Origin of the sequence: Algimonas arctica (assembly GCF_014652695.1) — a bacterium.
Lineage (GTDB): Bacteria > Pseudomonadota > Alphaproteobacteria > Caulobacterales > Maricaulaceae > Litorimonas > Litorimonas arctica.
The window spans coordinates 1-23,221 of the sequence record NZ_BMZH01000023.1 but is presented as its reverse complement, the minus strand read 5'-3'; the positions used below and the strand labels follow the sequence as shown (position 1 = coordinate 23,221).

The following is a 23,221-nucleotide window of genomic DNA, read 5'->3' as shown; positions in this document are numbered from 1 at the left end:
CCAGCTGGATTACTTCGCGGGATGTTTTGAAATACCGGAACGGGTTCTGGGTCATGCGCAAACCCTATCACATCGCTTCAAGCGAAAGTTCCCCTGACAATGCCCTGAGCCGTCCGTCCAATTACACATGCTAAGAGAGACTTTTGCTCATGTCCGCTGCGCCCCCTTAGCTGTCTTTGCGCATAGAACCGCGAAGCACGCATAATCTGAATTATGAATATCCAGCGTTCATGGCTTATTTGTCGGGTTTGGCTATTTAACCAAGCAAGCTTCCAAAACCGTCGCTTAATATCAACCAAATAAATGAGCAGTCCCTCGCTTAACCGCGCCTCAAACCTGTTCCATATACGCTGACGTCAGACACCGCTGACTATGCCTGAAGATGAGAGAGATAAACTGGCCCTGCGAACGCGGCGCTCACGGTGTTTTCGTATCGTCCGGTAACGCATAGGCAACAATGGCATCTGAGATTGGCGTCTTCATAAAATGATGACCACCGGCGCTGATGACAACATATTGCCGTCCTTCATGCTCATACGTCATAGGGCCGGCCTGTCCGCCACCGGGCAAAACGCTCTGCCAGACAGTCTCGCCCGTCGAAACATTGATTGCGCGAACTAGATCATCCGTCGCGGCACCGATGAAGGCGAGGCCGGAACCGGTTAGAGCCGATCCACCATTATTAGGCGTTCCAATATTGAACGGCAATTTGGATTTAATACCCCACGGTCCGTTACCGCGTGCTGTGCCGAGCGGACGATCCCAGACAGTTTCACCTGTCAGCATGTCGATTGCTCGAATGCCGCCATAGGGAGGTTCCTTGCAGAGAAGCTGGGTCGCAGTATTCCGCATCCCGGCATTGACCTGAATGCCATAAGTTGCGCCTTCCATAGGGCCCATTTCGCCGCCACCGGACCCCTCGATTTCTTGGTCCTTAGTAATCAACTGGTTGTAATTCGGCATGTCGTTATAATTGGCAATAATAAGGCCGCGTTTCGGATCAACAGCGACGCCGCCCCAATCTGACCCGCCGTTGTAACCTGGATATTGGATCCACGGCGTCTTGGCGGTCGGCGGAGTGTAGATACCGTCATAGACAGCCTGATGAAACTTGATCCGGCAATAAAGCTGATCCAGCATCGTCATACCCCACATGTCGCGAGGCTTAAGCGGGTCTTTGGCTAATGTATGGTAAGCAGAGAACGGCTGGGTTTCCGTGCGAAGCCATGGCTCCACACCGCCCTGAGGCACGGGTCTGCTTTCAACCTCGAACAGGGATTGTCCCGTCCGACGGTCAAGAACGTAAATGTCCCCTTGCTTGGACGGCAGGATCAACGCGGGCACGACCCCATTCGCCGTAGGAAAGTCGACTAGCGAGGCCTGACTGCCTAGGTCGTAATCCCAGACGTCATTCTTGACAGTCTGAAAATGCCAACGGGGTTCGCCCGTGAAGACATCTAGCGCGACCAGCGCCGTGCCGTATTTCAATTCTTCATCGCTGCGATCATAAGACACATAATCACCAGCGCTGTTACCGAGCGGTACATAAACAAGGCCGAGTTCAGGATCGCCGGAACTGATGGTCCAGCTGTTTGGCGTGCCGCGGGAATATTCGCCCTTGTCGTCGGGTCCGCTGCGCATGTCGCTAGCATTCATGTCCCAAGCCCACAGGAGCTCGCCGGTCTCGGCGGAATATCCGCGTATGACACCGGACGGCGCATTAAGATCAAGATTATCTTTGACCTGATGGTTGGTGACGATCACCCCATTGATAATGGTATGAGGGGACGTGGAGGCAACCATTCCATCTTTGACCTCACCCATGCCGATTTTCATATCGATCTGGCCATTGGTTCCAAATCCGGAGCAAGGCTTACCCGTCTCAGCGTCGACAGCAATTATCCGCCCATCGAGTGTCGGGCCAATTATACGGGCCGCACAGTCGGCTGATGTGTCACGCGGCGTCGCAAGCGCCTCTTTTTGGAGGAAATCAGCACTTTGCCCATCCGGCCCGAGCGCTTCTGATTTTTTATAATAGCTTACGGCTCTACAAGCGGCCGTATAGGGAATTGAATTCGACGAGACGCCTGGGTCATACCGCCATTTTTCAACGCCAGTGCCAGGATCCAGCGCAATGATTATATTCATCGGTGTACAGATGTAGATTGAATTTCCAACTTTAAGCGGTGTGACCTCAGATCCGTATTTGGAGTGAGCTGGGTCCTCGGGCATGTCGCCTGTGTTAAAGGTCCACGCGACGTCTAGATCCCTCACATTTTCTGGATTTATCGACGCTAAACTTGAATATCGGACGGCTCCGCGCGTTCCACCGTAAGCAATCCAATCTCTATCTAGGCTATCAGCATCGACAGGCGACAGTGTGCGAGCATTCACTTCCGACATCAAAGAGTCGTTTTCGAATGTATTGTCAGGTACAAATATCAAGGTTGCAAGAACGGCCGTCAGGACCAAGACAGCCGCCGCGAGTGCGGTCATTTTGAGAGAAACCTCTCTTAAAAATGGTAAAAGGATTAGGCCGACGGCTGCAAATCCGAACGGTATGCCGAGCCGGGGTATCATCGCCCACCTGTTTCCGTCCGCTTCAATAAGGCCCCAGACGAGAGACACGAGCGCCATAAAGAGTAGAATATAAACCCCTGCGCTGCGCTGCTTGTAGAACAGAACGGCTGCGGCCAAGAATCCTAATCCAAACAGTAGGTACATCCAACTGCCGCCGAGTGTGGCGAGATAACTGCCGCCAAGAACAAGCGTTAGTCCGAGACCCAAACTGAAGATAATCATGACGCCGTAGAGTAATCGCAAAACTACGGTGCCGAAGGAATGCGTTCCGTCGCTCGTCTCCCATATGGGTCGCGCGGTGGCATGAGAGGTGGAAAACATCTTGGTCATTAGGCCTCCTGCAAATCTATTTGCAGATTACAGGACGATCCATATTGACGCCCCTTTTTATTGCTCATGGAGAACGAGAGTTCGTCCACCATGTCAGTCGCGGGTCATCTTAAGCCGGCATCGTTTTAGAGATCTGCTTGGAGAACGTTAAGCCCATAACGGCGCCAAAAATGACATGGAGCATCATTGTCATAATCGGCGCAATGATTCCGATTTCCATACCGAAGGAGCCTTTTCCGGCCATTGGCATGACAACGATCATCATGACCATCCACGCGGCTAGCGCGAAGGTGATGCCTTTAATTACGCTGCTGTCGGAGGGTAAAATTTTATACAGAAGCGCATAACCGCCACCCCAAGCCACTGTGCCAATTACAAAATGCATGACCCAGCCCAAAGCCATAGGGCCGCCAAACATCCCCGCCAACATGGCGACGGGATCAAGCTCGGGTACAATCCCCATCATTGATTTCAAAACCATCATAGCAGACATCACGGCAGTGCCAACGAAGCCTGCGATCATTCCTTTAACCAACATAGTCATACTTTCCGTATTTTCGCGACTGCTTTAGGAGTCGCTCTCGTGCCAGAACTTTACGACTGACTGTCATCTAAACGGTCAAACCCCAGGTCGGTTCCAAAGAGTTTTTTTTGAGAGATTCCGGAGAGAGAATTATTTTATGGGCATTGTCGGTATTTTCAGCTTAAACTGGATAAGCCCGCATTTTCATAAGACGTCAGATCTTAGGCCACTGCCAACTCACGCCACTCCATGAGCGACACATCCCGTATGGTGGCATTGTCAGCTTAAACGGCTACGGCCGGATTTCTATAAGGTTAGCCCTCAGCTAGACAGCTATCAACTCACGCCATTGGCTGAGGGATGCATCACGCATCGCTTTGAAACGGGTCCGGCTTTCGAGATGTCTCTGATGGTTGAAGTGATTATAGACTGAGGCGTGAGTGGAAACGAACTTCTGTAAGGTAGAAGTTCGCCTGAACCGGGTCATGCCTCGCTCTCGTCGTCGGAATGGTCGATGCGAGTTCTCCGCTCGGTTGTTGGCATATTGCTCGGTGTTCTGGCGGCTCTGATTACCAATGTCGCGCATAGCAGCGCCATAGGACCGGAGCTTGTCTGTAACGACAATTCGTGGTGGACCGTAGCGCTTCATCGCCTTCTTCAAGAACTTTAAGGCCGCGCTTTTATCCCGTTTTTTGGTTACAAAANCGCGCTCATGAAGCATATCTTCGACGTTTCTGAGCGAGAGCGGGAAACGGACATACATCATCACGGCCAGCTGGATTACTTCGCGGGATGTTTTGAAATACCGGAACGGGTTCTGGGTCATGCGCAAACCCTATCACATCGCTTCAAGCGAAAGTTCCCCTGACAATGCCCCCATGCTGTCTTATATTGCACGTCCATTGTGCGGCTGAATTGAACGGCGCTCATGCCCTTGGAGCCTGTCACGAATAGGCAGACAGCGGCGAGCAGGTCTGTGAAGTCCAACTTACGGCTATGCAGGATCGTGCCAGACGCGACGCTATATTGATGGTGGCAGCCCTTGCACTTGAACTTGCGGCGCGTGGTGATCTTGTAGGACTCGACGCAGCCGCAACGTGGACACACGGCTTCACCGTCTGTTTCAGGCCAGCGAAGCTGACAGAACGTCTCATACGCTTTCGCCTCGCCCATCTTGTAGATGGCTTTGAGGCTCAATGAGCGGGACTTGGCGGATAATAGGAAGTGTTGCATATGCACTGTTTATAGTGCATAAGAACTATAGAAGCAACATAAAAGCACGTTATGTAGTGCAAATAACATCATAAAGAGTGCAAATGCCTGATACAGACACTTACGAAGGCCGTATTTCAGCCATTCTCAAAGGTGAGATTAAGCGGGCGGGGCATACCTATGCCAGCCTGACTGAAAAACTAAACGAGATGGGCGTGAATGAGAAAGAGGCTAACGTCCGCAACAAGATCGGACGCGGTAAGTTTAGCGCGGCGTTTATGGTCCAAGTTTTAGAAGCGCTTGGAGTCGAGACGATTCGCCTCTAGCAGAGGTGAATGACATGGATACGCGAAAGATGGATGCCAATTCTAGTTATTGCCTTCCTCGCGTTTGGCTTAGGGGCCGTAGGGTATGTTCAACATGAACAACAAAGCCCAAGTCACAGCGCCGACAATGGACCCGAGCAAAGCGTAGAGAGGTCTTCGCCCGAAGCGCCGCTCTCCCAATCTGAACAAGCCCCATCCGCCCATCAAGGCATTAGCAAGGACGAGTGGGAGAGACGCGATCATCAAGCCCAAATAGGTATGTTCAAGGCTTCGGTGGCTGCGGTAGTTTTGACCGTAATAGGTTTGGGTCTGGTTGGTTGCACCGTTTACTACACAAAAGAAGCCGCGAGAGCGGCAAACAAAACCCTGAAACTTGCTAAAAAAACCTTGACGGAATCCCGCAAGGCGAACGCTGCCGAAATCCGCCCCTACCTTACCTTCAAGTCCATCGAACTTGACCCTCATGGCGACTGGATCAAAGACGGCAGGCTTTCTTATAATATTGATTGTGTTGTGGAGAACATCGGCAGGTTTCCCGCCCGCGAAATTTCTTTTTTCGCAAGTCACAGTCGAGACGCTCTTTTTAGTCGAGAGAATGAGCTCAGCAAAATCTGCGGGCATTTGAGCGCTGGAGGTGATACCTCTTATGAACTTTCCACTGGCTCCGGTGTCGACGTTCGTGTTGACGAAGAAAGTGGGGCTGTCACCGTCATCAAACATCTTGAAATTAAAGATGGTTACAGAACAGAAATCTACGCGGGGGTCCGCTACTCCGGTTTCTCCGGCGAATCTGTCTTCGAGACCGTGGCGACTTTCGACGTTCATGTGAGGATCGGGCCGGATGGCACAATCTACGGGCCCATCAGAAACCGCCGCAAAGATGAGGCTACATAGAAGGGCACTCATATTAGCGCCCGCCCGCATGAAGCGTCACACCGCTTGGTGCGTCTGCTACATAAGTCCGCAGATAAGCTCCGGTCTTACGGTGCAGCCATGCGCGATATTGGCAATCAGGGCCGCCAGAACACAGAGCAGTATGCCAACAACAGAGCGGAGAACTCACACCGCCCATTCCGGCGACGAGAACATGCCATGACGCGGTTTAGGCAGACCTCAACGCTTCAGAAGTTCGTTTCCATCCAAGCCTCAGTCTACAATCACTACAACCATCAGGGACATCTTGAAAGCCGGACCCGTTTCAAAGCGATGCGTGATGCATCACTCAGCGAGTGGCGTGATTTGATCGCCGTCTAATCGCGGGCCAATTTGTTAGAAATCCGGCCGTAGCCGTTTAAGCTGACAATGCCCGACGAAGTCGTCCGCCCTGAGTTGATGATCGCGCCCCGCTGATATGGCTGGCGATATTGTAAATTTCAACAAGGCAAAAAAAGCGGCTGCGCGTCACGCCAAGGTCAAACTCGCCGTGAATAACCGCTTGAAATATGGCGCGTCAAAACCGCAAGAAGAACGCGCGGCCGAGCTGACAGCGAAACTGCAGGCCAAACTTAACGCGCACAAATTAGAAACGCCAGCAGACGACAAGCATGAAGGCAAAACATTTCCTGAAGACAAGGCTTAAACGCGCGGTCTATGAGTTAGATCACGTCTGCGTAAGTCGATCAATTTGGCCGCAAATATTCGCGTCCCCGTTATGCTCCCAGGAAGAGGCTATTATAAAAACAAAAACCTGCTAAGATGTAATGTCAGGTTGGCGCGATAAGAAAATCTCGCTGGGTTTCACAAGTGAGGCGGTCGTTAAAATTGTGCCTCTCTAACATAAAAGCGAGCCAAAATTATGGGTGATAATTCTACCCCAGATGCCTCCAAATTCAGCAAGCATCGCGGTAACAACGCCAATTTTGGGAAGCCCAAAAATACACTTTCGCGTGGTGCAAAAGATCAGCTAGAGGCGGAAAACAAAGCTGTAAGCGGGGAAACTGAAACCGAAAAAAGCAAGAAGGCCTTATTGCTGGCAAAACTTCAAGCTAATCTCGACTCAAATAAAGCGGCGACCTCAGAAAAGGAATGATTAAACGTTCAATCTCCCTCTACGGGCACCACACCAGTGTCGCCCGAGAGGCAGAGTTTTGGGCTGTGATTGATGGCCATGTCAGCGGTGGCGGCGACAGCTTCATCCGTACCCGCGACGACGAGCTCATGGAGCTGTCCGTCATCATAAAAAAGGCCCCAAATTTCGGCCCACGCTAACAGAGATTTTGCTCATCATTTGGTTTAATATTAGGCGACGGCTTTGGGGTATTGCAACCGGCGATGCTTCATACTGTTTGACTATAAACAAGCGGGTCATCCAAGTTCTAGGCTTGGAACAATTTGTTAAACCACTGGACTTCGCTCCCAAAGCACGCGGTAGTGTCCTGCGGCCCATTTAGAGGGCCTTATCTCGGTAGTAGCGCTCACACGGTGTGGGCGCAGACTACGGAGATCAGTATGACTACTCAGACTCAGATAAAGACCCGAGAACTCAACCCACCCCGTGAGGCCACCAAACAAGCCAAGCTGGTCGCAATGCTGTCGCGCAAAAGCGGCGTGACCTTAGCAAAAGCCAGTGAAGCGCTCGGATGGCTGCCCCATACGACGTCCGCCACAATGACAGGCCTTCGCAAGCGCGGCTACGACATCACCCGCATTGAGCGCCCGAACAAAGACAGCGTCTACGCCATCCAAGCGAATGAGACCGAAGCATGAGCCGTCGAGACAAAGTCCATGAGGGTCTGGCCGAACTGGAGGCTCTAAACCGAGCAGAGCTAGGGGACCGCTGGACTGCAGTCGTAAACCGACCACCGCCTAAGTCTGCGAGCCGTGTGTTTCTGTTACGTGCGCTGTCTTATGAGCTGCAGTCCAAACATGCGCCCGGGCTCTCTAAAGTTGACCTGAAAGTTTTGCAGGAGGCTTTGTGTGATCAAGGAGCTGGATCTGCAGCAACCAAGTGCTCGGCGGAAGCGGCACCTAAGCCCTCTCGCTCTAAACCCCGCATAGCGCTCGTGCCGGGATCACGCCTTGTGCGGGAATGGAATGGGCGTTCCTATACCGTCTCGGTGATCGAGGAGGGCTTTGTCTATAAAGACAAGGTCTGGAGCTCCCTGAGTGCCATCGCCAAGGACATCACAGGCGCGCACTGGTCAGGCCCACGCTTCTTTGGGCTCAACAAGGCATCGGGCTGAGACGGGAGTCGCTCATGTCCCAGAACAAGAAGCGTTGTGCAGTCTATACCCGCAAGTCGACGGAAGAAGGCTTAGACCAAGCTTTCAACTCTTTGGATGCCCAAGCGGAGAGTTGTGGCGCCTATATTCTGTCTCAAGCCGGAGAGGGCTGGACTCCCACGGGTCAGGTTTATTCTGACGGCGGCATATCGGGCGGGCATATGGAAAGGCCGGGGCTGCAAGCCATGATTGCCGATATCGAAGCAGGTCAGATCGATATCGTGGTTGTTTATAAGGTCGACAGACTCACACGCTCACTGGCAGACTTTGCCAAGCTCGTCGATGTCTTCGATCGGCATGAGGTCTCGTTCGTCTCTATTACCCAAGCCTTTAACACGACCACCAGCATGGGGAGACTGACACTGAACGTGCTGCTGTCCTTCGCCCAGTTCGAGAGGGAGGTTACAGCGGAGAGGATCCGGGACAAGATCGCCGCCTCCAAGAAACGCGGACAGTGGATGGGCGGTCTACCGCCCCTGGGCTATGACAATATCAACAAGCAGCTGGTGGTGAATGAGAGCGAGGCTGAGACCGTCCGGCATGTTATGACCCGCTATGTGGAACTCGGCTCCGTCCGCAAGCTCAAGGATGAACTGGACCGAGATGGCTACGTTACCAAGCTCCGCACGACAAAGAAGCAGTCTCAACTTGGCGGCAAGCCCTTCAGCCGAGGCCATCTCTATAAGCTTCTGTCCAACTCTGTCTACGTCGGGAGGATCCGGCATAAGGATGAGGTCTATAAAGGCCAGCATACCGCCATTGTCGACATAGACTTATGGAAAGCGGTGCAGGCGACATTAGAAACCAATGCGCCCAAGCGGCGACGTTCAATCAACATCGCGTCTAACAGTCTGCTGACGGGCCTGCTTTATGACCAGAACGATCAGCGGCTCTCACCAATCCACTCGAAGAAGCCCAATGGTCGGCGCTATCGCTATTATATCTCGGCCTCGCTCGCGAAAGGCGAGATGGATGATGGAACGGCCCTTCGGCTTCCCGCAAAACAGATTGAGAAGCTTGTCGTAAACCGGATCACAGATCTTCTGTCTGATACGGCGCGCATCGTAGATGTTGCAGACCTGAAAGACCTCACGCCACATCAGGTCTCCAGTCTAGAAGCCTATGCCGCTGAGTTGATTGGCCACCTCACTAGCGCGAGTTCGGAACCCCAGAGAGTGGCGCTGATTGATCTGGTTGGTCGTATTCAAATCAGCCAAACCGAAATGACATTGACCCTCCGTCGCAGCATGCTGGTGCCAGCTGCCGAAGCCTCTCAAACCCAAATCAACGGTTGTGAGGATGCCGTCATCACACTGAACTATCCGCTTCGAATGAAAAGACGTGGAATTGAGACGAAACTCATTATTGGTGGGCAAGCGCTTGGAGAGCCGGATCCCGACCTTATCAAGCTTGTAGCAACAGCTCGGTATTGGTTCGAGGGATTGAAGAGAGGTGTGTATCTGACCATTGGGAGCATTGCCGCGACTGAAAATGTTCATCGTGGCGATATTAGCCGGACGCTTATGTTGGCATTTTTAGCTCCGTCCATCGTGAGAGATATTATCGATGGGAAGCATCTTATCGATATGACGGTTGACCAATTACGCCGACTGTCCCCGAACCTGCCCCTCGATTGGACCGCCCAACGAGCGTTCCTTGGGATGGAAGACTAACATCTCAAAACCCCACAGATGTTAACTGCATCCTGACAGAAATATTCCGGCGGAAAAATTCGTGATCTGAGACGCTTTAGATAATCGGCGTAAAATAACCGATTCTTACGTCTCTCTTGACCTCTCCCGTGAGGTCTTATCGGGCTAAGCCTCTGATACTAGGGGCTATTCTCACTCCACACATCTCGGAGTCCGAGAGTGCTGAGTGCGTGGTAGTGGACGCAGTCTGAAGAGAGCTAGTCTCACACCCAATTTCCCTGCTTATCAGGGAATTAACAGGGAAAATTCGCGGTTTTGGCTCAAATATCGCCGAATATCGCGATCTTGGCTGCATAGAACACTGATTTCACGACAGAAATTCATCAATTCCCTGCTTCATATTAACATGGAAATTTGACCTGTGGGCAGGGAAGCGTCTGACGGGAGCAGGGAACGCCAGAATGATCATCAGGGTATAAGCGGGATCAGAGCATCATGAACGTTGCTACCGGCAAGGGCCGTTCCCGATAATCTGGTAGCCCGCATTCGCCGCTTCGCAGCTATTACCAAAGGTTTGGGTGACGGGCGGGCACGGCGCACGGACGCATTGCACTTGTCTTTGAGCGCAGACGGGCGCGTAAATTTGCGGGCAAAGTCGGCCGGGGTTCGGCACGGGTTGAGGAACAGGGCATGGGTTCGCATGACTTGACGAATGTCCAGAGCTTATCCCTGATCCGTATGGGTGTTTTGGCTGCGTGCAGGGGCGATGCGGGACATATTGGCGGATCGGCTCGCAGGCACTGCTGGCGATATTTTGTCCATATCGCGACGTTCGCACGGAACGACAAGATTGATGGTTACCACCTTGTGGGTGTTGAACATGAGGGCGCATATAAGGATAAGGTTGTGGCTGCGGATGAATGTAGGGGCGTGGTGTATAAGGTTGGCCGGTATTGGCCGTGCACGTCGGCCCGCGCGGAGTTTCCACACATGTCGTCCCTTGGACGCACAAAGCGCTCGCGCAGCTCAGTTGGTTCGTCTGACAGACAGGCCCACCCGGCGTATCAATGCAAGATCCAGAGGCGCAACGCACATTGGCGCATGTCGCCCCTTGGGCGCTGGCCGCGACCGCCGACACCATTGAAAGTGCGAGCGCCACGAGTCCGGAGAACGCAATTAATCTCAAATATCCCATCATAACCAACCTCCTAAAGCTTGGATGCCGCGCCATCACAAAATAGCATCTTTTCAGCTTATTACTCTTTTTTTAGCGCTGCCAGCGTGAACATTAACTTAAAACGCCAGATTTGATCGCAAAACGAATTTTGGGTCACTTGATGGACTGCAGGGCTCGTTATGTGGGGAACAGCGAATGATATGATCGGCGTGTAAGTCGCGGTGTTCGTTAGCGACGCCGTTTAATGCGTATCAGTAATGCGGGTGCTTCAGCTCTTGGTATTGAAAATAGCCGGGGACGTAGCCGTCACTGTTTGAGCGATGCAATTAGACAGCATCTTCGCCACGCGCACTCAGAAATATCCCGAAAACCGGACCCCTTTCAAAGCCGTGGGTAATGTATCACCTGATGAGTGGCGTGAGTTCATTAAGGTCTATGTTTGGGCACATCTGTTAAAACAAGACTGTCGTCCTTTAGGCTGACAATGCCGGAACGCGTCTTCAGTCCTGTAGGACCGGCTTTCTAAAGTTTTGTCTTCAATGCTGCCAAAAAGCAGGTTGCCATCATAACAAACTAAGAGTTTCACACCTACTTTCCCAGCATCAATCGCCTCTTTAGCTTTCGAGCTAAAATACTAATTGGGCAAACCTCCAAGTGTGAAGACGGACACGCTCAGTATCTTTTGGCGACGAGTGCCTTCTCTCCATACTTCCCATCGTTAGATTCTCCAGTGATTTCGGTTGTAACCGGAGGGTGTGTAATGTTCTTGAGGGAGAAAGAATTCGTTTCGGATTGCTGCGATATCGATTAAACGAATTGTGATGCATTAAATGGCTTCTGCATCGACAGCGGCCTGACTGGGGCTTATCATGCCAAGTTTCATGTTGATTGCGCACTCACTGATAACGCTAAATTTGTTCGGAGCGTCTTTTGCCGGAGCGGTACACTCAAAACTACCGCGTAAGGTTCCCAACCTCTCTTTCTTTTACTTTGGCTGGGGCCTGACAGGTCAAATATTTGCGGGGCCATTGGTCTTCATGACTGTTGTTTCGCTCTATCTTGCGTCGTTTGGACCCACGCCGTCCTCTCTGATCGTGATCGTCAACATTGCTACTCTGATGTTGCTCGCCATCATTTTAGTTCAGTCTTGGTTGGGGAGTGTCAAGCTCGCTCAAGTCGCGTCAGAATCGCCAAGCGCATCCTTCAGACGTTTTGTTCTGGGCACATTATTTCCAATACGCTTGAGGCCCTGCAACGTGAAGAGGATTAAAAACATTTCCTACGGTCCATATGGTCGAAGGAACCAACTCGATATTCATAGTTTCCGAAAGCGGCCGATGTCTCCCATGCCAGTTCTTATCAACGTGCATGGCGGCGGATGGGTCATTGGCCGGAAAGGCTTTCAAGCCCGGCCTCTCATCCATTACATGGCATCTAACGGCTGGCTAGTCGTCGATATCAACTACAGCCTTGGACCGTGGAAGCGAATGCCCGCCATGGTTCAGGATGTGCTGCGGTCTGTCGCGTGGGTCAAAGCGAACATTAGCGGCTATCATGGCGACCCTGATTTTGTTGCCCTGACAGGCGGGTCTGCAGGGGGGCATCTCGTTGCCCTCGCGGGTTTGGGGTTTGATTTGCGAGCGTTCAAGCCCGGCTTCGAGGATGCGGACTGTTCGGTCGACGCATGCGTTCCGGTCTATGGGTTGTATGATCTCCTCGACGAAAATGGCGCCATGAAAGGCGGCAAGACAGAGCTCAGGGATTTCCTGACCCGGCTGGTCATGCCGGGTTCGGTCACAACGCATAAATACGCATGGGACCTTGCATCACCAATTACCCATATACGACAGGACGCACCCCCTATGCTGTTCCTACACGGCCGCCATGATGCGCTTGCCGATTTCGACAGTGCACAAGCTTTCGCAGATAGTCTGGATCGAGTGTCTCGGAACACAGTTATCTTTGCTGCAATTCCCGCTGGACAACATGGTTACGACTGCGCCCACGCTGGACCGACACCGGAACACCTTGGAGCCGTTCGCCGATTTTTGGACAGTGTTCGAGTAGAGCGTGAAGCTCCCTGAGTACATCGTCAATTCAAACGAATGATGACTTGCATTGGAAATTTTCCAGCTCGCCTGTCTTTCCCACCCGAATAAACTGAAGTTTTCTGCCGCTTTGGTGCGCGGCCCTATCATCGTGATCGAGACGCGCAAATACCAACGATTGTAGTTCTCCAGCGGGCATTGTCAGGGGAACTAGCGCTTAAATCGATGTGCTAAGATCCTCGCATGAGCCAAAATCCGATTCATTACTTTAAAACATTCGTACCTATGAGTTGGGCCATCGTCCAGGCTTATGACTTAAATCGGTTCTTGAAAGTTGCCATTGAATGGAACGAAAGAGCTGACTGGACGCTGTATGACACGTTGCCGACAATGATTGAAAGGTCACTTCCTATGCAGGACAACTCAGCGATTAATGACACGCCCGGCGAAATCGATTTGAATCCCGGAATGTTTTTGCAAAAGGTCGACAGTTGGCTGGACGGGTTTGTCCGACTATTTCCGAACTTTCTAATTGCAATATTACTATTTGTCTTCGCCTACTTTGCTGCGAAATACGTAGGCTCATTGATTCAAAAGCAAGCCAAAAAACGGGATCGTAGAGATTTAGGCTCTATGTTGGGCGGCATCGTTCGTTGGTCTATCGTGTTGCTTGCCGGATTGTTCGCACTGACGTTGGTAGCACCTTCGCTCAATCCCGGAGACCTTATCGCGGGCCTAGGCGTTTCATCAGTGGCTATTGGTTTCGCTTTCAAGGATATTTTGCAAAATTGGCTCGCGGGGCTTCTCATCCTGCTTAGACAGCCTTTCGAGGTTGGGGACCAAATCGAGGCATCGGGATACGAAGGCACTGTCGAGCGCATCGAAACTCGTTCTACCATTATAAAAACTTATGATGGACAACGCGCGGTTATCCCAAATTCTGAAATCTACACTGACGCTGTTCTAGTAAAAACCGCTCATAAAAAACGACGTAGCCAATATGATATTGGCATTGGCTATGGCGACGATTTACGCGGTTCCATGGCTATTCTGCAGAACATGTTGATTGAGATTGGCGATGTTGAGCAAGATCCGGCACCTGAAGTCCTTGTTTGGGACATGGCTGCAAGCTGGGTCACGTTGCGGCTGCGGTGGTGGACCGATAGCCATCGCGCTGATGTGGTTCAGGTCAGATCAAAAGTGATGATTGGGATAAAGGACACTTTGGACAATGCAGGGGTCGATATGCCTTATGAAACCGTTGTAAACCTGTTTCATGACCAAACTGAAGAGTTTGACGGAATCCCATCTAAACAGCGCGAAGGCTGGACGGCTCGTCCGGATGAAAAAACACGCGCCCGCTGGCAAGTCACTGAAGGCGATGAAAACGGAGAACCACTCGAGGTTGGGGATAAACCTAAGCAAGGGGGCGCTTAAGTGCGCGACAAATGGTTTGTGAGGGTTTTGGAACGGGCCCGCGACTTACTGTTAATGCAGTGAAGAAACAGAGAAGAAAGATGGTTTCTGGCCTAGAGGTTCATCACGTCAAAACTCGTCGGCAACACGGGCGGCTTATAGTCAGGGTGGCGTCTACAATCGAGACAATGGCCGGGCTTCCGTTTGTCCTCGATTTTGCCAAGGCAGTCGTTATGAGGACACAGGAACGGCATCATCGTCTCACTTAAAGATCGGCTCTAGGGTTTTCGCGACTTCAGCTTCGGGGGTAAAACTGACCTCAGACGAGCGGCTTAAAGCGCTCAAAGAAGGCCTCTCGTTTATTTCTGCTAAAGGGAATCATCGGACATTGCTAATTCCAAAGCTTATCGATCCCTACAACTAACAACCCTAAGCAAACTGTCCATGTCGCGCACGCAATAAAATCAAAGATAGTATATCTTACTCGCCCCATCCCGCTAACGCCGGTAACTAATGGGACTATACTTCTAATAGGTGTCAAAAATCGTCCAATAAATATCGCAAACACACCAAATTTAGTGATGCTCTGCTCAGCTTTCTTTAGCTGCCGAGCGCGATTTATCGCAAATGAGGTCTGGTGAAGCCGGGGGCCTACAGAGCGCCCTACGTAGTACCCGCTATGATCACTTAGGAGCGCTCCCAAAAAAGCCAAGGGTAGTATCTCTTGCAGAGTAGCAACCTGCTCAACGTATAGGAAAGTACAAACCGATAACAATATTGCACCGGATATAAACAAGCCAATGCCAACGAATGCTTCAAGAAAAGCAAACAGAGGCACAGCCATTAGTGCATACTGCTGATACTCGCGTAACCACTGAGTGATATCGTGTTCGATGGCAAATACCTTATCGTCTCAAGATCGATAATGAGGCTACTTCAATTAAAGTTGGCTAATAGGGGTGCTATACTATCTGGCCTGATTACGCACCCTCAGAATAACGCTCCTTTAGACAAAGCAGAACGTTTCTGGTTGTTGGAAAGGAGGATAGAAATGCTTAATGTATTCGTCGTGCATGAAGCCATGATTGCGAGATAGCTGATAGGTCGCGTCTGGGCATTCTCAATAGTTTAGGACGTCTGACATCAGCGCCTATGAGACAGATTTGAGTCTGGGCTAAGATAGACTTTTTCGTTCGTTTTAGTTCTGATGTAGAGAAAGATGAGACAGGCTAAATCAACATCTGGCGACATAACCGCCAAGCGCTGACTCGGTGGACACGATCCTTGTTTTATCGTGAATCGAAGGGTTAAGCTGATCAGTAACTGAGCCTGAGTCGTAACATAAACACAACAGGAGTGTTATTATGGAAGCGGGCAGCGGTTATAGACCAGTCAGGAGATGGCAAATTTCCAGATTGCAAAGGCAAATTGGAGACCATTAATTTGGGCAAAAGCGGTACATGCGAGGCAACCTCAACCTTAGCAGAGATACGTCTCGTCATCGTGTCTATTCAGCTCGCTATGAAGATCTACGTAAATAGTTTTATCCTATCTTGGGTTTCGCCGTGAGTACTCCCGGCCGATTTTCCGTATTCTACGATAACACATGCCCAATGTGTCGTTCAGAAATAAACTTCTATCGGAACAAGTCTGGTGCCGACGCGATCAATTGGTTCAATGTATCTAAGCCGTCCAATGTTCCACGGGATCTCACGTGTGAGCAAGCTATGGCGCGGTTTCACGTCCGAACCATTGACGGGAACATTATAGACGGAGGCATGGCCTTTGTTGCGCTTTGGTGTCAATTGCCGTCATTCAATTGGTTAGGCAAAATCTTTAGCCTTCCAGGGATCAGGTGGGTGGTAGACCGGGCCTATGGTTGGTTCTTGCCGGTTCGCTCGCATTTACAGAAATTTTTCAGGAAGGCCATCTAGGCGGCCTATGCGGACCAAGTCGAATTTTAGGCTGGCAAGTATTCCAGGGATGGCGTTACGTCTTCTCCGTCATAATTAGAGGTGAAAGTGGAAGCAAAATCATTGGACGCCGTTCTTTCAGAAACCAGCCCTCGCTCGGGAAACTGGATTACCCGAGCTATCGGAAGATCTGTGTTGAGATGTATGGGGTGGAGGATGGTTGGTCAGCTTCCTAACGAGAAAAAGCTCATCATCGTCGGCATGCCACACACATCAAACTGGGACTTCATCCTCGCAATGGCATGTATGCAATCTGTTGGCCTGAAAGTCTCCTATATGATGAAAAAAGAAGCCTTCGCTTGGCCATTTGAGAGCTTTTTTAAGTATCTCGGGGGGGTCCCAATTGAACGGTCATCTTCAAACGATGTGACGTCGCAGATGGTAACTTGGTTCAACGATAATGAAAATGTATGGCTTGGAATGACGCCTGAGGGAACGCGAAGCAAAGTGCAGCAATTTAAGAAAGGCTACCTGCGTATCGCGAAAGCGGCAAATGTTCCGATCTCTTTGATTGGGATCGATGCTCGCTTAAAACACGTCGTTTTACATAACGATCCATGGATTTTTACGGGTGCAAATGACGACGAGGACAACAAGGCGATTAAAAGGTACTCAGACGAGAACTTTTATGGGATAAATCCGACTAAACAATGAAATATATGAGACGATTAGATATCGTAGATCGCACCTACGCACTCAATAAGTAGGATGCACTTGACCGTTCGGACCTCTCCGATCGGAAGATCAGCCTCCTGACATATAAAACTCGCTGGCGGGTAGTTAATATCATCAATCGAAACGGAAAGTGATGCCATCACGTATCAAGAGCATAGAATTAGAAGAGGATCAGAAACGAATGAAAAAAGCAAACCCAAGACCCGGCAATCGGTTGATGGATCGGCCCGAATATGCCTCCAAACTTACACCCTTGACGTTTACTGAAAGCACGACAGTCCTCGATGCTGCTGCCGCAATGACCAAAAAGAATTATGGTTCAGTAATCGTTGTAGATGATGATAACAGAGTTATCGGCGTCGTTACAGAACGCGACGTGATGAATAAGCTTGTCGTCTCAGGTTTAGACGCTGAAACGACGGCGCTTTCAGCTATTATGACTGAAAACCCTCGAACCGCAAAAGAAACCGACGACTTAATTGATTGGTTGCGGATTATGTCTAACGAAAGATTTCGACGGCTACCAGTTGTTGATGATCAAGGCCGTATAAAGGCCGTTTTTACCCAAGGTGACTTTGTTTCCTACACATGGCCCGATTTGCTCTATCAAATGAGATCGATTGCAACTGCAACAATAACAAAGAACTTCGGTGTCTTTTTAATTGCTGGTGGCATTGCCTTGTACACGGTTATTGTTCTGCTAGCGGTAGGCTTCTTCACTTGATTTGCGTCCATCAAGCAGCAGTATCAAAGTCTGACATTCGCCTCAAACCAAGCGTTCCGGCCAGACGCCGTTCTCGCTCAAAACCGGCCGCTGGTAATGTTTGCGAATATGGCCGTTATATACTTTATTCAGGAGACTCGCGTCGGCGCATTTACTTGGTAAATACGAAAGCCTCGCCTTTTATGGGTTTGAGTGCATTTGATCCGTTCATTAATATTACAGCGTCAAAATTCTCCGCCGCAGGCCCATCAATGTGGAAGCTTCGGATCATTGACATATAACCACTGCTGCCCACCAATGCCGGGGACTTGATATATGGTGAGCCCGGATTGTTTATATCAAAAAGCATATTTGGCGCATCGCCCATCACAGACTTTGCTGCACCAATGCCCCGTGTTCGAAACATCCAGCCATTGTCGAAGCTCATCGGTGCCTCAGTATAAAGCTCGCCATTCTTTGGATTTGGTATGCCTGGAAATGCTCCCGACGGTATCATATTCGAACATGCCCCTACACATAAAGTTGTTATCGTCGCGACAGCGTCTTTGAATGTCGGCGAGACTTTCTCAGTTCCGCTGTTTAAATAAGCCGCTAGGCTGGGCGAACCGTTCGTACCAACCTTATTGATATGAGATATGCCCCATAGACCGTAAAATTTCGCTTCGGGAAGAGCTTTATCCATTAAAGCAATATTTGAGAGGATATGACGGTAGCGAGACCTGCCGTCCACACGTGACGCATTGGCCTCCAGCAGCATCTTATTCACAGCATAAGCTGTGTCATCGTCTACATCCGAGAGCGTTTGAGCCATTGCAACGAATTTCTCCTTCGACGGTCCGTCTACTCCAATAAACCTAATCTTCTGGTCGTCAGGGAGAGACACATTTAAGTCTCTGATAGAACGAATTTTTTTTAAGAAGTCCAAATTTCCCCACTGGGATTGTCGTTCATCATGCCAGGCATTAAACACATTAATGAGGGCCTCATCTTGTCCCGTTCGCAGATAATGATTAAATATAATGGCAGTGGCCGGGTCGATTTCAGCCATATAGTCGCGAACGCCCAGGCGTTGATTGAGGTGAGTCAGCAGGGCCAAATCGATAGATTGCACTCGCGAATACCCGTGCATTTCTCCCAACATAAACAATCGATTTTCATAGAAAGCATCGTCAAAGGCAAAGTTTCCATCGGCTTGGGTCAAGTCTAGCCTAACTTCGTTTTCAGATAGATAGTCTTTTTGTGTTTTCGCCGTAAAGCTATCAGCGATGACCGGAAACCAAGGCAGCGCAATGACTAACAAAATGCTTGAAAGAAACAGAAGGCCGATCCATTTCAAGATCTTTATTATTACCTGCATTTAACGCTCCTGTTTTGAGTAAGGCTGGCCTTATGAAGAGGATAATGTCAAGTCTCTGATAATGGTGAAGGCTAAATAAATTTGAAATCTGAGCGTCCTTAACTCGCCTCAATCCTGTCGCTCAAGCCGGAGGCCATTATCACTCAAAAACGGACTCTCGCTAATCGATCTTCCAGCTGCCTAGTGACATGATTGTGCTTTCCGTTATCGTCGACAGATTGGGACCAAGGATTTACGAGGCCAGAAAGTGCTGCTGCGCAGGATAACAAAACACGTCAATGATCAGAACTGGTTCGCCGTCGGGATTGACTTCTGCATCGTCGTGACCGGCGTTTTCATTGGTATTCAGGTCGCGAATTGGAACGAGGCGCGACAGGAACGTAGACTGGAGCAGATTGTTCTGGAACGTATGCTTGACGAAGTTGAAGCGTTAGACCTTGAGCACGCTTGGATCTCTGAAAGAGAACGTCTCACGCGAGAGCAACTGTATGAAGTCAGGCTTGTTCTTCTCGGCGTTAAGCCTTTGAGACCTTTTACCCTTGAGGAATGCGCAGCGATTAGTCGGTCAAGCGCAACATTACTTCCGGAAGTCACTGTGGCTATTATTGATGAACTAATAGCCACAGGCCGACTGGCTCTCGTTCGCAATGCCGATATTAGACACGGGGCCAGCAGGCTCAATCAATTGCAACGCGTCCGACGCACAGCATTTGAGACCTATCTCACGGGCACGGTTAGCCTTGTGCGAAAATATCCGGACTATCTGCCTTACAGTCTTATCCCCACAAATGATCCAACCGACGAGGACGGAAATGTGCCAGCGTTTGAATGTGATCCCGAAGCCATGAAAAATGATCGGGCCTTTCTGAACGATTTTGCAGAAAACGTCTCTTTGAATGCGACCGCCGGAAATCGCATGAGGGAAAGTGCGGAAGCGATTAGAGCCCTTCATCAAGCTCTCGATTACGAACTGAGCATTCGCAATATGGAATTTGAAGAATGATCCTCCGCCGCTCCCGCACGCGTCGTCGCGCTATTGGATGAGGCCACCCCATGAGTGAAAAATCGGCTGTCCTAGAATTTAAAACTGGAAGCCTCGTCTTATTCGCCTGCGTCATTGGCGTGAGCGCAGGGCTTGCGTCTCTCTCTGCTACTGTCGGTGTCGAATAGATTGATTTATTTATTGGAGAATCCCTATGCCAAAACATGAGAAAGTCCTTGTTGAAAACATAAACACCCCCGGAAGGCTTCATAGCGTTAATGCTGAAAAGTATAGCGCAATGAAGAAAGCTATTCTTTCGTCCTTGCCGAGTGCGCCGCCGGGGAGAAATTTTAATGAAGCCTTAGTCGAGGTTAAAAAACATCTCCCTGAAAAACTGTTTTCGGGTGGCGCAACGTCGGGCTGGTGGTTCAAAACTGTTCAACTGGATTTGGAAGCCAAGCGCGTGTTGAAACGCTCCGACACTAAACCACTCCGGTGGTGGTTGGTCTGATTGCACCTAGATCAACGCCTTCCCAAGTTGAGTTAATACCCTAGAATGCTGCCATGACAACCAAATATTCAGTGTCTTAAAATCGCCCCAAATCTGTCGCTTAAGCCGGAGGCCATTGTCGCCCAAAAGCGTACGTTCACCTGCGCCCTGAACTAAACACTGGCTTTCGACTGTCCCTGCGAAAAACCTCTTCATTTGATGGCGCCAGTGTCACGTCATATCGCGACACTGGCGTGTTTTGTTAGTCAGCAGTGTGTCATAAGGTGAGTACAGCTAACAAGGTCAAAACAAATGAGTATTCAAAAACGAAGGTTAGACAAAGGGTGGTCCCAAGAGGAATTGGCTCGGCATACGGGCTTAAGCACGCGCACAGTCCAGCGCATCGAAAGTGGCCAAAAACCCGGACTGGTATCGCTAAAGTGCCTTGCCGCTGTATTTGAGACGTCCATCAGCACTCTAGCACAGGAGCAAGCCATGACCAAAGCTAACGAAACTGACCCCACCGAGAATATAATGCTCACGCAAATTGAATGGGATGCAATCGAATTTGCACAATCTATCCTCAATGGGCCTAAAAGCGGGGCAAAGAACCCACTCTCAAAAATGGAGAGACAAGCCATAGATTACGCGAAAAGACTCATAGCCAAATTTGTCGATCCTTAATGAGGTGTTGTCTAAGGCAGGGATAAGGTAAGTATCCTAAACTCTCCTCATTACAGCCGCTGACGCCAGAGGCCGTTGTCGCCTATATTTAGCCTGTTACGGCTAACAAAGAGAGTGTCGGTTATTAAAAATAGTGAATGATATTCGGGGATAAATGAAGGAGTAGGCAGTTGATCGAAATTCAGCCGACTATGGGATGGATTGCATTCGGCTTATCGATGATTGGCGGGATTTCGATATTTGCGTTGTCAATACTTGCAACAGTAAAGCATGATTTTCAATTCTTCCCACCCCCAAGTAAACAAAGCTGGCAGCACAAGGCTTTCATTGTATTGTTCCGCCTCTACCTTTACCCACTAATCGCCTTGAGCGTTATCAATCTTCTCCAAGACAGGCCCACCATTTTTCAATATGGAATCGGCACGCCACTGCTTGGCATCGGATTTGGTCTTGCCTTTTGGATTACGTTCAAAATGGGATGGAGAAACGCATTTGGAGAAAAACGCGGTCTAAAGACAGCTGGATGGTTTAGTTGGAGTCGGAACCCTGTCTATGTTTTCACATGGATCGGACTAATCGGCTGGGCTCTGGTAATAAACGACTGGCAGGTATGGTGTTTGTTAGCCTTGTGGGGGCTTATGTATTGGGCGGCACCTCGATTCGAAGAACCTTGGCTGGAACGCGAATATGGCGATACTTACTCTGCGTATAAGGCGCGCGTTCCCCGTTTCTTTTGAATGCTCAAGCCACGCCAAATGAGCGGCTTAAAATCGCCTCATAACAGCCGCTGACACTAGAGGCGATTTCCGCCCAAAAACGGCCGCTGGTAATGTTTTGTCAAAAGGGTGGGTTTTGCCCAAAATAAAACACTCATTTATTTCCGCTAAAGGGGCAGACCGGATGATGGCCAAATTCAAAATATATACAGCCGCTCCATACTTGTTGCAGAGATTATGCCGCCGCTCTGTTGAAGCCGCTTAGAAAACTGATGATTTCTTACCTTTGCTCCCACTTTTACAAAAGCAGACGACTACACCCCCAGAACTTCATAACTTTTCTCGTCAGTGCTGTGGGCCTTATGTTTAGGTGATTATTAAGGCTTCGCTTTTATGAGGACCTTCATTGGAGATTAACCATGAAAGCGCTTTCAACTGCTCTCGCCTTGATTATACTTGCAACGGCTCCGTCTGCTCTTGCTTTGTCGGCGACACAGACCGTCCTCAAAGAGATCCGCACGACGACCCCGTCAGGTGACGTTACAACCCGTTATGTCGCCGCAGAGCTTGTCATACCAGGTGAAACCATTGTCTATCGCCTCGACTATGTGAATGATAGCGCGGAATCTGTCACAGACATGGTCCTGACGATGCCTGTGCCTGCCGAAGTGACTTTCCAAGACGGGTCCGCGGAACAGGCGGGTATGGAAACATCTTTTTCAAGCGATGGGGGGCAGACCTTCTTCGCTCGCCCCGCACTGATGGTAGATGCGGACGAGGGTGTAATGGTACCGGCCAGCGCCGAAGACATTACGCATATCCGGTGGGTGTCTAATATCACCGTGGCCTCGAACGAAGATGGCATCCTTCAATTTAAAGCGGTCTTGAAATAGTCGGAGATGACATTCGACCTAGGTTTAGAAGGCTTCTAATTATGTTTCGTGCCTCACAAATCAGTTTTCGGTTGGCCTTATCAGCCATAGTTGCGCTATCTGTCCCTGCCATTGCTTTGGCAAACGGCACAACCGCCGGAACGAATGTGCAAAACACATTCACGCTCGACTATAAGGTCAGTGGAGTTGATCAGAACACGATCGACACGGGGGTGAGCGGGTCGAACACACCGACAGAATTC

Annotated in this window: 24 protein-coding genes and 3 pseudogenes; 21 read left to right on the top strand and 6 right to left on the bottom strand. The window is 50.1% G+C overall.

The features are described 5' to 3' along the window. Positions 1–417: 417 nt before the first annotated feature. The 4 genes and pseudogenes from IE105_RS14730 to IE105_RS14715 form a co-directional block, all read right to left on the bottom strand. On the bottom strand, positions 418–2,910 hold the full coding sequence (locus tag IE105_RS14730; RefSeq protein WP_233354199.1) for a membrane-bound PQQ-dependent dehydrogenase, glucose/quinate/shikimate family: 2,493 nt from the start codon (positions 2,908–2,910) through the stop codon (positions 418–420). Positions 2,911–3,019: 109 nt separating this feature from the next. Next, positions 3,020–3,448 (bottom strand): DUF6789 family protein, encoded by a 429-nt coding sequence (locus tag IE105_RS14725; protein ID WP_233354198.1) that lies wholly within the window; start codon positions 3,446–3,448, stop codon positions 3,020–3,022. 310 nt (positions 3,449–3,758) lie between these two features. Then, positions 3,759–4,259 carry a DDE-type integrase/transposase/recombinase gene (locus tag IE105_RS14720; RefSeq protein ID WP_189499650.1) on the bottom strand — a complete coding sequence of 167 codons (501 nt, stop codon included), beginning with the start codon at positions 4,257–4,259 and terminating at the stop codon, positions 3,759–3,761. A 50-nt stretch (positions 4,260–4,309) separates the two neighbouring features. Next, a pseudogene (locus tag IE105_RS14715) lies at positions 4,310–4,666 on the bottom strand (transposase); the annotation flags it as partial. Positions 4,667–4,749: 83 nt separating this feature from the next. On the opposite strand from IE105_RS14715, the gene IE105_RS14710 reads away from it, so the two are divergent. The 11 genes and pseudogenes from IE105_RS14710 to IE105_RS14660 all read left to right on the top strand — a co-directional run bounded on the left by IE105_RS14710 (position 4,750) and on the right by IE105_RS14660 (position 14,506). Next, positions 4,750–4,971, top strand: coding sequence for a DUF6471 domain-containing protein (locus IE105_RS14710; protein ID WP_189497432.1), 222 nt, complete (start codon positions 4,750–4,752; stop codon positions 4,969–4,971). Positions 4,972–4,980: 9 nt separating this feature from the next. After that, complete coding sequence (locus IE105_RS14705; protein ID WP_189499649.1) at positions 4,981–5,865, top strand: hypothetical protein; 885 nt, start codon at positions 4,981–4,983, stop codon at positions 5,863–5,865. A 72-nt stretch (positions 5,866–5,937) separates the two neighbouring features. Beyond that, positions 5,938–6,225 (top strand): annotated as a pseudogene (locus IE105_RS14700) (DDE-type integrase/transposase/recombinase); the annotation flags it as partial. A 97-nt stretch (positions 6,226–6,322) separates the two neighbouring features. Then, positions 6,323–6,550 carry a DUF4169 family protein gene (locus IE105_RS14695; RefSeq protein WP_189499647.1) on the top strand — a complete coding sequence of 76 codons (228 nt, stop codon included), beginning with the start codon at positions 6,323–6,325 and terminating at the stop codon, positions 6,548–6,550. 216 nt (positions 6,551–6,766) lie between these two features. Further along, positions 6,767–7,000, top strand: a complete 234-nt coding sequence (locus tag IE105_RS14690) for a hypothetical protein (protein WP_189499646.1) — start codon at positions 6,767–6,769, stop codon at positions 6,998–7,000. Then, on the top strand, positions 6,997–7,179 hold the full coding sequence (locus IE105_RS14685; RefSeq protein WP_189499645.1) for a ribbon-helix-helix domain-containing protein: 183 nt from the start codon (positions 6,997–6,999) through the stop codon (positions 7,177–7,179). Before IE105_RS14690 ends, IE105_RS14685 begins: the two co-directional genes overlap by 4 nt. A 240-nt stretch (positions 7,180–7,419) precedes the next feature. Further along, positions 7,420–7,677, top strand: coding sequence for a DUF3489 domain-containing protein (locus IE105_RS14680; RefSeq protein ID WP_189499644.1), 258 nt, complete (start codon positions 7,420–7,422; stop codon positions 7,675–7,677). Continuing rightward, on the top strand, positions 7,674–8,153 hold the full coding sequence (locus tag IE105_RS14675; RefSeq protein ID WP_189499643.1) for a DUF2924 domain-containing protein: 480 nt from the start codon (positions 7,674–7,676) through the stop codon (positions 8,151–8,153). Before IE105_RS14680 ends, IE105_RS14675 begins: the two co-directional genes overlap by 4 nt. 14 nt (positions 8,154–8,167) lie before the next feature. Next, entirely contained in the window at positions 8,168–9,865 is a 1,698-nt protein-coding gene (locus IE105_RS14670; RefSeq protein WP_189499642.1) for a recombinase family protein, read from the top strand. A gap of 2,025 nt (positions 9,866–11,890) precedes the next feature. After that, on the top strand, positions 11,891–13,105 hold the full coding sequence (locus IE105_RS15580) for an alpha/beta hydrolase fold domain-containing protein (protein WP_308429122.1): 1,215 nt from the start codon (positions 11,891–11,893) through the stop codon (positions 13,103–13,105). Positions 13,106–13,312: 207 nt separating this feature from the next. Beyond that, on the top strand, positions 13,313–14,506 hold the full coding sequence (locus IE105_RS14660; protein ID WP_233354197.1) for a mechanosensitive ion channel family protein: 1,194 nt from the start codon (positions 13,313–13,315) through the stop codon (positions 14,504–14,506). Positions 14,507–14,876: 370 nt separating this feature from the next. Here IE105_RS14660 and IE105_RS15740 read toward each other — a convergent pair whose 3' ends face one another. Then, complete coding sequence (locus IE105_RS15740; RefSeq protein ID WP_189499640.1) at positions 14,877–15,329, bottom strand: DedA family protein; 453 nt, start codon at positions 15,327–15,329, stop codon at positions 14,877–14,879. 721 nt (positions 15,330–16,050) lie between these two features. Here IE105_RS15740 and IE105_RS15735 point away from each other — a divergent pair. The 3 genes from IE105_RS15735 (at position 16,051) to IE105_RS14640 (ending at position 17,857) form a co-directional block, all read left to right on the top strand. Then, on the top strand, positions 16,051–16,419 hold the full coding sequence (locus IE105_RS15735; protein WP_189499639.1) for a thiol-disulfide oxidoreductase DCC family protein: 369 nt from the start codon (positions 16,051–16,053) through the stop codon (positions 16,417–16,419). 195 nt (positions 16,420–16,614) lie between these two features. Further along, positions 16,615–17,112: a 1-acyl-sn-glycerol-3-phosphate acyltransferase gene (locus IE105_RS14645; protein WP_233354196.1), complete on the top strand. Its 498-nt coding sequence runs from the start codon at positions 16,615–16,617 to the stop codon at positions 17,110–17,112. Positions 17,113–17,314: 202 nt separating this feature from the next. Then, complete coding sequence (locus IE105_RS14640; RefSeq protein WP_189499652.1) at positions 17,315–17,857, top strand: CBS domain-containing protein; 543 nt, start codon at positions 17,315–17,317, stop codon at positions 17,855–17,857. A 151-nt stretch (positions 17,858–18,008) separates the two neighbouring features. On the opposite strand, the gene IE105_RS14635 is transcribed toward IE105_RS14640, so the two are convergent. Continuing rightward, complete coding sequence (locus IE105_RS14635) at positions 18,009–19,214, bottom strand: TraB/GumN family protein (RefSeq protein WP_189499638.1); 1,206 nt, start codon at positions 19,212–19,214, stop codon at positions 18,009–18,011. A 247-nt stretch (positions 19,215–19,461) separates the two neighbouring features. Here IE105_RS14635 and IE105_RS14630 point away from each other — a divergent pair, with 247 nt between their 5' ends. The 7 genes and pseudogenes from IE105_RS14630 to IE105_RS14605 all read left to right on the top strand — a co-directional run. Further along, positions 19,462–20,217 carry a hypothetical protein gene (locus IE105_RS14630; RefSeq protein ID WP_189499637.1) on the top strand — a complete coding sequence of 252 codons (756 nt, stop codon included), beginning with the start codon at positions 19,462–19,464 and terminating at the stop codon, positions 20,215–20,217. Between the two features lie 193 nt (positions 20,218–20,410). After that, the gene (locus tag IE105_RS14625) at positions 20,411–20,707 is read left to right on the top strand and encodes a DUF6958 family protein (protein ID WP_189499636.1); all 297 of its coding nucleotides are present in this window, start codon (positions 20,411–20,413) and stop codon (positions 20,705–20,707) included. A 291-nt stretch (positions 20,708–20,998) separates the two neighbouring features. Next, positions 20,999–21,106 (top strand): annotated as a pseudogene (locus IE105_RS15730) (helix-turn-helix domain-containing protein); the annotation flags it as partial. A gap of 75 nt (positions 21,107–21,181) precedes the next feature. Continuing rightward, positions 21,182–21,370: a hypothetical protein gene (locus IE105_RS15450; protein ID WP_233354193.1), complete on the top strand. Its 189-nt coding sequence runs from the start codon at positions 21,182–21,184 to the stop codon at positions 21,368–21,370. Between the two features lie 170 nt (positions 21,371–21,540). After that, positions 21,541–22,107 carry a methyltransferase family protein gene (locus IE105_RS14615; RefSeq protein ID WP_189499634.1) on the top strand — a complete coding sequence of 189 codons (567 nt, stop codon included), beginning with the start codon at positions 21,541–21,543 and terminating at the stop codon, positions 22,105–22,107. Positions 22,108–22,505: 398 nt separating this feature from the next. Beyond that, the gene (locus IE105_RS14610) at positions 22,506–22,979 is read left to right on the top strand and encodes a hypothetical protein (RefSeq protein ID WP_189499633.1); all 474 of its coding nucleotides are present in this window, start codon (positions 22,506–22,508) and stop codon (positions 22,977–22,979) included. A 41-nt stretch (positions 22,980–23,020) separates the two neighbouring features. Further along, positions 23,021–23,221, top strand: a 201-nt coding sequence (locus tag IE105_RS14605) for a hypothetical protein (protein ID WP_233354192.1), incomplete at its 3' end; no start/stop codon positions are given.

Excerpts from the sequence above, each read along its gene's own strand:
- IE105_RS14690 (WP_189499646.1), top strand. The coding sequence starts at position 6,767 with ATGGGTGATAATTCTACCCCAGATGCCTCCAAATTCAGCAAGCATCGC.
- IE105_RS14710 (WP_189497432.1), top strand. The coding sequence starts at position 4,750 with ATGCCTGATACAGACACTTACGAAGGCCGTATTTCAGCCATTCTCAAA.
- IE105_RS15580 (WP_308429122.1), top strand. The coding sequence starts at position 11,891 with ATGCCAAGTTTCATGTTGATTGCGCACTCACTGATAACGCTAAATTTG.
- IE105_RS14675 (WP_189499643.1), top strand. The coding sequence starts at position 7,674 with ATGAGCCGTCGAGACAAAGTCCATGAGGGTCTGGCCGAACTGGAGGCT.
- IE105_RS14670 (WP_189499642.1), top strand. The coding sequence starts at position 8,168 with ATGTCCCAGAACAAGAAGCGTTGTGCAGTCTATACCCGCAAGTCGACG.
- IE105_RS15450 (WP_233354193.1), top strand. The coding sequence starts at position 21,182 with ATGACCAAAGCTAACGAAACTGACCCCACCGAGAATATAATGCTCACG.
- IE105_RS14695 (WP_189499647.1), top strand. The coding sequence starts at position 6,323 with ATGGCTGGCGATATTGTAAATTTCAACAAGGCAAAAAAAGCGGCTGCG.
- IE105_RS14635 (WP_189499638.1), bottom strand. The coding sequence starts at position 19,214 with ATGCAGGTAATAATAAAGATCTTGAAATGGATCGGCCTTCTGTTTCTT.
- IE105_RS14680 (WP_189499644.1), top strand. The coding sequence starts at position 7,420 with ATGACTACTCAGACTCAGATAAAGACCCGAGAACTCAACCCACCCCGT.
- IE105_RS14645 (WP_233354196.1), top strand. The coding sequence starts at position 16,615 with ATGGTTGGTCAGCTTCCTAACGAGAAAAAGCTCATCATCGTCGGCATG.
- IE105_RS14725 (WP_233354198.1), bottom strand. The coding sequence starts at position 3,448 with ATGTTGGTTAAAGGAATGATCGCAGGCTTCGTTGGCACTGCCGTGATG.
- IE105_RS14640 (WP_189499652.1), top strand. The coding sequence starts at position 17,315 with ATGAAAAAAGCAAACCCAAGACCCGGCAATCGGTTGATGGATCGGCCC.
- IE105_RS14660 (WP_233354197.1), top strand. The coding sequence starts at position 13,313 with ATGAGCCAAAATCCGATTCATTACTTTAAAACATTCGTACCTATGAGT.
- IE105_RS14610 (WP_189499633.1), top strand. The coding sequence starts at position 22,506 with ATGAAAGCGCTTTCAACTGCTCTCGCCTTGATTATACTTGCAACGGCT.
- IE105_RS14625 (WP_189499636.1), top strand. The coding sequence starts at position 20,411 with ATGCCAAAACATGAGAAAGTCCTTGTTGAAAACATAAACACCCCCGGA.
- IE105_RS14730 (WP_233354199.1), bottom strand. The coding sequence starts at position 2,910 with ATGACCAAGATGTTTTCCACCTCTCATGCCACCGCGCGACCCATATGG.
- IE105_RS14685 (WP_189499645.1), top strand. The coding sequence starts at position 6,997 with ATGATTAAACGTTCAATCTCCCTCTACGGGCACCACACCAGTGTCGCC.
- IE105_RS14705 (WP_189499649.1), top strand. The coding sequence starts at position 4,981 with ATGACATGGATACGCGAAAGATGGATGCCAATTCTAGTTATTGCCTTC.
- IE105_RS15740 (WP_189499640.1), bottom strand. The coding sequence starts at position 15,329 with ATGGCTGTGCCTCTGTTTGCTTTTCTTGAAGCATTCGTTGGCATTGGC.